This window comes from Streptomyces sp. UNOC14_S4, assembly GCF_020740835.1.
Taxonomy (GTDB): domain Bacteria; phylum Actinomycetota; class Actinomycetes; order Streptomycetales; family Streptomycetaceae; genus Streptomyces.
In genome coordinates this window covers 25,126-34,879 of record NZ_JAINFC010000014.1, presented here as the reverse complement: position 1 = coordinate 34,879, position 9,754 = coordinate 25,126, and the positions used below count along the sequence as shown (strand labels likewise).

6 protein-coding genes and 1 pseudogene are annotated in these 9,754 nt (G+C 69.9%); all 7 read right to left on the bottom strand.

Annotation, left to right across the window (positions count from 1 at the left end; translation table 11 throughout):
- A pseudogene (locus K6I34_RS02765) lies at nt 1-376 on the bottom strand (hypothetical protein); the annotation flags it as partial.
- Nucleotides 377-505: 129 nt separating this feature from the next.
- Complete coding sequence (gene gyrA, locus K6I34_RS02760) at nt 506-3,136, bottom strand: DNA gyrase subunit A (protein WP_229322382.1); 2,631 nt, start codon at nt 3,134-3,136, stop codon at nt 506-508.
- Nucleotides 3,137-3,188: 52 nt separating this feature from the next.
- A complete protein-coding gene (gyrB, locus tag K6I34_RS02755; protein WP_308293954.1) occupies nt 3,189-5,234 on the bottom strand; it encodes a DNA topoisomerase (ATP-hydrolyzing) subunit B in 2,046 nt (681 codons plus the stop codon).
- A 412-nt stretch (nt 5,235-5,646) separates the two neighbouring features.
- Nucleotides 5,647-6,198 carry a DUF721 domain-containing protein gene (locus K6I34_RS02750; RefSeq protein ID WP_229322381.1) on the bottom strand — a complete coding sequence of 184 codons (552 nt, stop codon included), beginning with the start codon at nt 6,196-6,198 and terminating at the stop codon, nt 5,647-5,649.
- Nucleotides 6,195-7,319 (bottom strand): DNA replication/repair protein RecF, encoded by a 1,125-nt coding sequence (gene recF, locus K6I34_RS02745; protein ID WP_229322380.1) that lies wholly within the window; start codon nt 7,317-7,319, stop codon nt 6,195-6,197. The genes K6I34_RS02750 and recF overlap by 4 nt, the downstream gene beginning before the upstream one ends.
- A 30-nt stretch (nt 7,320-7,349) precedes the next feature.
- The gene (gene gnd, locus K6I34_RS02740) at nt 7,350-8,228 is read right to left on the bottom strand and encodes a phosphogluconate dehydrogenase (NAD(+)-dependent, decarboxylating) (protein ID WP_229322379.1); all 879 of its coding nucleotides are present in this window, start codon (nt 8,226-8,228) and stop codon (nt 7,350-7,352) included.
- A 215-nt stretch (nt 8,229-8,443) separates the two neighbouring features.
- Nucleotides 8,444-9,574 carry a DNA polymerase III subunit beta gene (gene dnaN / locus K6I34_RS02735; protein ID WP_229322378.1) on the bottom strand — a complete coding sequence of 377 codons (1,131 nt, stop codon included), beginning with the start codon at nt 9,572-9,574 and terminating at the stop codon, nt 8,444-8,446.
- Nucleotides 9,575-9,754: the final 180 nt, after the last annotated feature.

Genomic DNA, 9,754 nt, shown 5'->3' with positions numbered 1-9,754 from the left:
CCTTGGCGGGGCCCTGGGGGGCCGGGACGGCCTTCGCGGTCTTCGGGGCGGCCGCCGGGGCCTCCTGCTTGCCCTGCCGGCTCTGCTTGGTGAGCTTGTCCGCGCTGTCCTTGGTGAGCCTGTCCGAGGCCTTGCCGCCCGCGGGCTCGGCGGACTTCTCCGCCTTCTCGGCCTTCACGACCTTCTCCGCCTTCGCGTTCCCGGAGCCCTTGGCACCCTTGGCGCCCTTGGCGTCCCCGGCACCGTTGGAGTCCGCGGAATCCGAGGACTCCGAAGAGACGGAATCCGAAGAAGCGGAGTCCGAAGCGGAACCCTCCGACGGCGGCGTGTACGCCTGCGGCGGGTGGTAGGGCTTCGGGTCGCGGGTGTCCGTCACAGTCCCCCCCTTGGAGTCGGCGCCGGATGTACCGGAGCCACGGGCGCCATTCTCGTCTGCGGCAGGGGCGGCGGTTTTGGGCTTCGTACCCGCACCGCTTGCCGCGGCGCCCGTGGCTCGACTCACGACTTACTCCTCGGTGTCCTCGACCGGAGGCTCCGCGCCCGCGGTCATCTGGGGCCCGTCGCCCTCGGCTGCTTCGGTCAACTCGTCGACCTCCTCAGCCTCGCGACCGGCCTCGGCATTGCGCGCGATACCCACGACGGCGTCACGCTTGCCCAAGTTGATCAGCTGAACGCCCATGGTGTCACGGCCCGTCTCCCTGACCTCGTCGACCCGGGTACGGATGACACCACCGCCGAGCGTGATGGCGAGGATCTCGTCGCTCTCCTCGACCACCAGCGCGCCGACCAGCGAGCCACGATCCTCCACGATCTTGGCTGCCTTGATACCGAGGCCGCCGCGGCCCTGGACGCGGTACTCGTCGACCTTCGACCGCTTGGCGTACCCGCCGTCGGTGGCGGTGAACACGAACGTGCCCGGACGGACGACGCTCATCGAGAGCAGCTCGTCCCCCTCGCGGAAGCTCATGCCCTTGACGCCCGACGTCGCGCGGCCCATCGGCCGGAGCGCTTCATCCGATGCGGTGAACCGGATCGACTGCGCCTTCTTGCTGATCAGCAGCAGGTCGTCGTCGGCCGAGACCAGCTCGGCGCCGATCAGCTCGTCCTCCACGCCACTCTCCGTCTCGCGGAGGTTGATGGCGATGACACCGCCGGAGCGCGGGGAGTCGTAGTCCTTCAGCGGAGTCTTCTTCACCAGACCCGACTTGGTGGCCAGCACCAGGTAGGGCGCCGCCTCGTAGTCGCGGACGGCGAGGATCTGGGCGATCTTCTCGTCCGGCTGGAAGGCCAGCAGGTTGGCCACGTGCTGGCCGCGGGCGTCCCGGCCGGCGTCCGGCAGCTCGTACGCCTTGGCGCGGTAGACCCGGCCCTTGTTGGTGAAGAAGAGCAGCCAGTGGTGCGTGGTGGAGACGAAGAAGTGGTCGACGATGTCGTCTTCCTTGAGCTTCGTGCCCCGGACGCCCTTGCCGCCGCGCTTCTGCGAGCGGTAGTCGTCGGTCTTGGTGCGCTTGACGTAGCCGCCACGCGTGATGGTGACGACGATGTCCTCCTCGGCGATCAGGTCCTCGATGGACATGTCACCGTCGAAGGGCACCAGCTGGCTGCGCCGGTCCTCGCCGAACTTCTCGACGATCGCGGTCAGTTCCTCGCTGATGATCCCGCGCTGGCGCTCCGGGGAGGCCAGGATCGCGTTGTACTCATCGATCTTGGCCTGGAGCTCGTCGTGCTCCGCCATGATCTTCTGGCGCTCCAGGGCGGCCAGGCGGCGCAGCTGCATCTCCAGGATCGCGTTCGCCTGGATCTCGTCGATCTGCAGCAGGCCCATCAGGCCCGTGCGGGCGACGTCGACGGTGTCGCTGCGCCGGATGAGCGCGATGACCTCGTCGATGGCGTCCAGGGCCTTGAGCAGGCCGCGCAGGATGTGGGCGCGCTCCTCCGCCTTGCGCAGGCGGAAGCGGGTGCGCCGGACGATGACCTCGATCTGGTGCGTCACCCAGTTGCGGATGAACGCGTCCAGCGACAGGGTGCGCGGCACGCCGTCGACCAGCGCCAGCATGTTGGCGCCGAAGTTCGTCTGGAGGTCGGTGTGCTTGTAGAGGTTGTTGAGGACGACCTTGGCGACCGCGTCCCGCTTGAGGACGATCACCAGGCGCTGGCCCGTACGGGAGGAGGTCTCGTCGCGGACGTCGGCGATGCCGCCGATCCTGCCGTCCTTCACCAGGTCGGCGATCTTCTGCGCGAGGTTGTCCGGGTTGACCTGGTAGGGCAGCTCGGTGACCACCAGGCACTGGCGGTTCTGGATCTCCTCGACCTCGACCACCGCGCGCATGGTGATCGAGCCGCGGCCGGTGCGGTAGGCCTCCTCGATGCCCTTGCGGCCCACCACGAGGGCGCCGGTCGGGAAGTCGGGGCCCTTGATGCGGTCGATGAGCGCGTCGAGCAGCTCCTCGGGCGTGGCCTCCGGGTTCGCCAGGAACCACTGGGCGCCCTCGGCGACCTCGCGCAGGTTGTGCGGCGGGATGTTGGTGGCCATGCCGACCGCGATGCCCGCGGAGCCGTTCACCAGCAGGTTGGGGATGCGCGACGGCAGGACCGTCGGCTCCTGGTTGCGGCCGTCGTAGTTGTCCTGGAAGTCGACGGTCTCCTCGTCGATGTCCCGGACCATCTCCATCGACAGCGGCGCCATCTTGCACTCGGTGTAGCGCATGGCGGCGGCCGGGTCGTTGCCCGGGGAGCCGAAGTTGCCGTTGGAGTCGACGAGCGGCATCCGCATCGCCCAGGGCTGGGCGAGACGGACGAGCGCGTCGTAGATCGAGGCGTCACCGTGCGGGTGGTACGTACCCATGACGTCACCGACGACACGGGCGCACTTGTAGAAGCCCTTCTCGGGCCGGTAGCCGCCGTCGTACATCGCGTAGAGCACGCGGCGGTGCACCGGCTTGAGGCCGTCCCGCACATCGGGGAGCGCACGCGAGACGATGACGCTCATCGCGTAGTCGAGGTACGAGCGCTGCATCTCGGTCTCGAGCCCGACGGGCTCGACGCGCATGCCCACGCCCTCGATGGTGGCGGGCTGGCCCTCGGGCGTGGTGCCGTCGGGCGTGACGGGAGTCTCGGGAGTGGTCTCGTCGGCCATTGCTGTTCAAAGTCCTTTCGCGCTGCGGCTGTTTCTCGTGGGCCGACAGGCCTCAGATGTCGAGGAAGCGGACGTCCTTGGCGTTGCGCTGGATGAAGGAGCGCCGTGCCTCGACGTCCTCGCCCATGAGCACCGAGAACAGGTCGTCCGCCTGCGCGGCGTCGTCCAGGGTGACCTGGCCGAGCACGCGGTGGTCGACGTCCATGGTGGTGACGCGCAGCTCCTCGGCGTTCATCTCGCCGAGACCCTTGAAGCGCTGGACCGAGTCGTCCTTGATCCGCTTGCCGTTCTCGCGGCCGAGCTGGATGAGCGCGTCGCGCTCGCGGTCGGAGTAGGCGTACTCGAAGTCGTCCTTGCCCCACTTGATCTTGTAGAGCGGGGGACGGGAGAGGTAGACGTGCCCGGCCTCGACCAGGGGGCGCATGAAGCGGAAGAGGAAGGTGAGCAGCAGCGTGTTGATGTGCTGACCGTCGACGTCGGCGTCCGCCATCAGGATGATCTTGTGATAGCGGAGCTTCGAGATGTCGAAGTCCTCGTGCACACCGGTGCCGAACGCGGAGATCAGCGCCTGGATCTCGGTGTTCTGCAGGATCTTGTCGATCCGGGCCTTCTCGACGTTGAGGATCTTGCCTCGGATCGGGAGGATCGCCTGGTACTGCGGGTTGCGGCCGGACTTGGCCGAACCGCCGGCGGAGTCACCCTCGACGATGAAGATCTCGCACTTGGTGGGGTCGTTCGACTGGCAGTCGGAGAGCTTGCCCGGCAGCGACGCCGTCTCCAGCAGGCCCTTGCGGCGGGTCAGGTCGCGCGCCTTGCGGGCCGCCACCCGGGCGGTGGCCGCCTGGATGGACTTGCGGATGATGTCCGCGGCCTCGTTGGGGTTGCGGTCCAGCCAGTCCGTGAGCTGCTCGTGGACGACCTTCTGCACGAAGGTCTTGGCCTCCGTGTTGCCCAGCTTGGTCTTGGTCTGGCCCTCGAACTGCGGCTCGCCGAGCTTGACGGAGATGATCGCCGTCAGACCCTCGCGGATGTCGTCGCCCGTGAGGTTGTCGTCCTTCTCGCGGAGCAGCTTCTTGTCGCGCGCGTACCGGTTGATCAGACCGGTCAGCGCGGCGCGGAAGCCCTCCTCGTGGGTGCCGCCCTCGTGGGTGTGGATGGTGTTGGCGAAGCTGTAGACACCCTCGCTGTACTGGGTGTTCCACTGCATCGCGACCTCGGCCGAGAGCAGCCGGTCCTTGTCCTCGGCCTCGAAGGAGATCACCGTGGGGTGGATGACCTCGCCCTTGCGGGAGTTGAGGTAGCGGACGAAGTCGGAGATGCCGCCCTCGTAGTGGTAGCGGACGGTGAGGGGCTTGCCCTCCTCGTCCACGTGGGCCGGGCGCTCGTCGGTCAGCGAGATGGTGAGGCCCTTGTTGAGGAAGGCCATCTCCTGGAAGCGCCGCGAGAGCGTCTCGAAGGAGTACTCGGTGGTCTCGAAGATGTCACCGTCGGCCCAGAAGGTGACGGAGGTGCCGGTCTCGTCGGTCGCCTCGTTCTTCTGCAGCGGGGCGGTGGGGACGCCGAGCTTGTAGTCCTGGGTCCAGCGGAAGCCGTCCGTCCTGACCTCGACCGCGACGCGCGTCGACAGCGCGTTGACGACGGAGACACCGACGCCGTGCAGACCGCCGGAGACCGCGTAGCCGCCGCCGCCGAACTTGCCGCCCGCGTGCAGCACGGTCAGCACGACCTCGACGGCGGGCTTGCCCTCGGACGGGACGATGCCGACAGGGATACCGCGGCCGTTGTCCACGACGCGCACACCGCCGTCGGGGAGGATCGTCACGTCGATGGTGTCCGCGTGGCCGGCCAGGGCCTCGTCGACGGAGTTGTCCACGACCTCGTAGACGAGGTGGTGCAGGCCGCGCTCACCGGTCGAGCCGATGTACATGCCGGGCCGCTTGCGGACCGCGTCCAGGCCCTCCAGAACGGTGATCGCGCTGGCGTCGTAGGACGCAGCCTCACCCGCCGGGGCGCCGGTCGGGGCGTCCTCGGTCGTGGAAGGGATGTTCTCGTTGGGGTTGCCGGAATCGGCCACGAAGCGCCCTTTCTGGCACAGCACAGGCCTCCCCTGTCTACGGCGGGGTGACCCCGCCTGGGGCAGGCAGGAGCGGCTGCGTCGTTCTGCGTTGGTCGGCGTTGGTCGGCGTGTCCCACTAACCGACGGGATTGGGCACCAGTCTACCGGTAGCGCCGACATGAATGGGGGTTTGCCGGTACCTGAGTCCCCACGTGCCGCCCTGAACCGGCATCAGCCGACTCCCTATATGCGGCCCCGGGCTCCAAGAGGCTCACAGCGGCACTCAGCGCTTCGACCTGTCAACCGCCCGCTACCGTGCGCGGAGTCCCGGGCGCCGGGTGGCACAAATCCGCCCGTACCGCGAGAGTGCGCAGGCCATGCGCGGGCCCGCGCACAGGCCGTCCGGCCCGCGCCGGACGCGCCTCGGCGCACCGCGTCAGCACGCCGCGTCCGCTCACCCGTAGGTGTCACCCGGACCGTTGCTGCCGGGGGCGCGCAGCGGCCCGTACCGGCGGCCGGGGCCGCCCGGCCCCAGCACCTTGATCATCTTTACGGTGCCCTGGCCCAGGTCCTCGTTGAGCCGGGCCACCAGGGTGGGCGCCAGCAGCCGCAGCTGGGTCGCCCACGCCGTCGAGTCGCACTGCACGGTCAGCACCCGCGCGTCCTCGTCGTACTTCTGCGGCTCGCAGTGCAGCGCGACCTCCGGCCCGACCATCTGCGGCCAGCGCCCCATCACGCCGCCCACCGCGGCGGGCTTCTCCCAGCCGCGCTCGGTGATCAGCCGGTTGATCGCGGCGCCCAGCGGCAGCGGGTCGCGGCCGTCCGCCCGCGCGCCGGAGCGCAGTCCTCCACCGCGCTTGGCCTGCTTCTTCTGCTGCGCGGCGGCGCCCCGCGCCCGCGCCTGCTCCTTCGCGGCGCGCAGCGCCACGCGGGCCAGGTCGACCCCGGAGGGCTCGGGCGTCCTCGGCCGCTCCGGCTGCTCCCCGCCCGCGGGCCGCCCGGTCATACGCGCTCGACCGTTCCCTCCGACACGGCGTACCGCGCCCCTACCAGCACGTCCGGCACGTCGTCGTCCACCGCGGCCGTCACCAGCACCTGCTCGCCCGGAGCCACCAGTTCCGCGAGCCGCTCCCGGCGGCGGGCGTCCAGCTCGGCGAAGACGTCGTCGAGCACCAGGACCGGCTCGTTGCCCTCCGAGCGCAGCAGGTCGTACGAGGCCAGGCGCAGCGCCAGCGCGTACGACCAGGACTCGCCGTGGCTCGCGTAGCCCTTGGCGGGCAGCCGGCCAAGATTGAGCAAAAGTTCGTCGCGGTGCGGGCCGACCAGGGTCACGCCGCGCTCGATCTCCTGCTTGCGGACCTCGGCGAGCGCGGCGAGCAGCGCCTCGCAGAGCTCCTCGCGGGTCTGCGCGCCCTCGATGGCCGCGGGACCGCGGTACTCGAAGGAGACCGGGCCGCCGCCGGGCGCCAGCTGCTCGTAGGCCTTGTCGGCGAGCGGGCGCAGGGTGGAGATCAGGTCGAGGCGCTGGGCGAGCAGCTCGGCACCGGCGCGGGCCAGGTGCTGGTCCCAGATGTCGAGGGTGGACAGGTCCAGGCCGCGGCCGCCGTGGCGGCGGGCCATGGCGGCGCTCTTCAGCAGGGTGTTGCGCTGCTTGAGGACCCGGTCGTAGTCGGAGCGGACGCCCGCCATCCGGGGGGAGCGCGCGGTGATCAGCTCGTCGAGGAAGCGGCGGCGCTCGCCCGGGTCGCCCTTGATCAGGGCGAGGTCCTCGGGCGCGAACAGGACGGTGCGCACGATGCCGAGCACGTCGCGGGGTCTGACCTGCGAGGAACGGTTGATCCGGGCGCGGTTGGCCCGGCCCGGGTTGAGCTCCAGCTCTATGAGCTGCTGCCGCTCGCCCTGGACGACGGCGGCGCGGACGATCGCGCGGTCGGCGCCCATCCGTACCAGGGGCGCGTCGGAGGAGACCCGGTGGCTGCCGAGGGTGGCCAGGTAGCCGACCGCCTCGACGAGGTTGGTCTTGCCCTGGCCGTTGGGCCCCACGAAGGCCGTGACGCCCGGGTCGAGCGCGACCTCGGCCCGGGCGTACGAGCGGAAGTCGGCCAGCGACAGATGCGATACGTGCATGACGGCGCCGACCTCTCCCGGCTGTTGCTCTTACTTCTTGGACTCGACCGCGTGGCCGCCGAACTGGTTGCGCAGCGCGGCGATCATCTTCATCTGCGGGGAGTCGTCCTGGCGGGAGGCGAAGCGGGCGAAGAGCGACGCGGTGATCGCGGGCAGCGGCACCGCGTTGTCGATCGCGGCCTCGACGGTCCAGCGGCCCTCGCCGGAGTCGGCGGCGTAGCCGCGCAGCTTGTCGAGGTGCTCGTCCTCGTTCAGGGCGTTGACGGCCAGGTCGAGCAGCCAGGAGCGGATGACCGTGCCCTCCTGCCAGCTGCGGAAGACCTCGCGCACGTCGGTGACGGAGTCGACCTTCTCCAGCAGCTCCCAGCCCTCGGCGTAGGCCTGCATCATGGCGTACTCGATGCCGTTGTGGACCATCTTGGCGAAGTGGCCGGCGCCGACCTTGCCCGCGTGGACGGAGCCGAAGTCGCCCTCGGGCTTGAGCGCGTCGAAGATGGGCTGGACCTTCGCCACGTGCTCGGCGTCGCCGCCGTACATCAGGGCGTAGCCGTTCTCCAGGCCCCAGACGCCGCCGGAGACGCCGCAGTCCACGAAGCCGATGCCCTTGGCCGCGAGCTCCTCGGCGTGCTTCTCGTCGTCCGTCCAGCGGCTGTTGCCGCCGTCGACCACGATGTCGCCGGGGGAGAGCAGCTCGCCCAGCTCGTCGACAGTGGACTGGGTCGCGGCACCGGCCGGGACCATGACCCACACGACGCGCGGGGCCGGCAGGGAATCCACAAGCTCCTTGAGGCTGTGGACATCCGCGAGGTCCGGGTTGCGGTCGTAACCGACGACGGTGTGGCCTGCGCGGCGAATGCGCTCGCGCATGTTGCCGCCCATCTTTCCGAGACCGACGAGACCGAGCTCCATGGGTGATCCTCTTGCCTTGAGTGCGATGCGTACCTGCGGTACGAGCCTACGCCGGGACCCCGGCGCACACCTGTGGGGTGAGGGCGCTCAAAAGGACCCTGCTCCTGGGCGCCCCGTCAGGGGCGCGGGGAACTGCGCGACCGGCCCAGGACGACCCGCAGACGCAAGCCTGGCTCATGGGGCACCCCAGTAGGCGCACCCCATGACTCCTCGGCTCAGCCGGACAGACGCACCGGCATGATCAGGTACTTGTACGCCTCGTCCGCCTCCGCGTCGATCGCGGGCTTGCCGCCCAGCAGCGCGGGCTTGGTGGAGGTGGTGAAGGACAGCTGGGCGACCGGGGAGTCGATCGCGGAGAGGCCCTCGAGCAGGAAGCCGGGGTTGAAGGCGATCGAGATGTCGTCGCCGTCGAGCTGGGCGTCCACACGTTCCACAGCCTGTGCGTCGTCGCTCGAACCGGCCTCGAGGATCAGCACGCCCTGCTCGAAGCTCAGCCGGACCGGGGTGTTCCGCTCGGCGACGAGGGCCACACGCTTGACGGCCTCCACGAAGGGGGCGGTCTCGATCACGGCGACGGAGTTGAACTCGGTCGGGAAGAGCGTGCGGTACTTCGGGAGGTCGCCCTCGAGCAGACGCGTGGTCGTACGGCGCCCGGCGCCCTCGAAGCCGATGAGGCCCTCGCCCGCGCCGGAACCGGCCAGGGCGATGGAGACGGTGTCACCGCTGTTGAGCGACTTGGCGGTGTCCAGCAGGGTCTTGGCGGGCACCAGGGCGACGGCGGAGATGTCCGGCGTCTCGGGCTTCCACATGAACTCGCGGACCGCGAAGCGGTAGCGGTCGGTGGAGGCCAGGGTGACGGTGTCGCCCTCGATCTCGATGCGGACACCGGTGAGCACCGGCAGCGTGTCGTCGCGGCCGGCCGCGATGGCGACCTGCTGCGCGGCGGCGGCGAAGACATCGGCGGGGACCGTGCCGGTCGCGGTCGGCATCTGGGGCAGCGCGGGGTATTCCTCCACAGGCAGGGTGTGGAGTGTGAATCGCGAGGAGCCGCAGACGACGGTGACACGCACGCCGTCGGTGGAGATCTCCACAGGCCTGTTGGGAAGCGAGCGGCAGATGTCGGCGAGGAGGCGGCCGGAGACGAGGACGGTGCCGTCCTCCTCCACATCCGCGTCCACGGACACGCGCGCCGAGACCTCGTAGTCGAAGCCGGAGAGGCTCAGCGAGCCGTCCTCCGCCTTCAGCAGCAGGCCCGCGAGGACGGGCACCGGCGGACGGGCCGGGAGGCTGCGGGCCGCCCAGGCCACTGCCTCCGCGAGTACATCGCGCTCCACCCGGATCTTCACCGGAAACCGCCTCCTGCTTGTTGCTGGCTGCCCTGCTGGCTTCTGTCGTCGGCCGATTTGCCGGAGACCAGTCTGACGCACGCCGCTGACAGTCGGTGCGCCTCGGGGTCAAGTCGGGTCGGACGGCGTGGCGCGGCCCGAGGCCGAGTTGTGCACAGGCCCCACTTCGAAACGAGTTCC

Bases quoted from the DNA above. Each gene is read 5' to 3' on its own strand.
- recF (WP_229322380.1), bottom strand. From the start codon at position 7,319: ATGCACGTATCGCATCTGTCGCTGGCCGACTTCCGCTCGTACGCCCGG.
- gnd (WP_229322379.1), bottom strand. From the start codon at position 8,228: ATGGAGCTCGGTCTCGTCGGTCTCGGAAAGATGGGCGGCAACATGCGC.
- gyrA (WP_229322382.1), bottom strand. From the start codon at position 3,136: ATGGCCGACGAGACCACTCCCGAGACTCCCGTCACGCCCGACGGCACC.
- K6I34_RS02750 (WP_229322381.1), bottom strand. From the start codon at position 6,198: ATGACCGGGCGGCCCGCGGGCGGGGAGCAGCCGGAGCGGCCGAGGACG.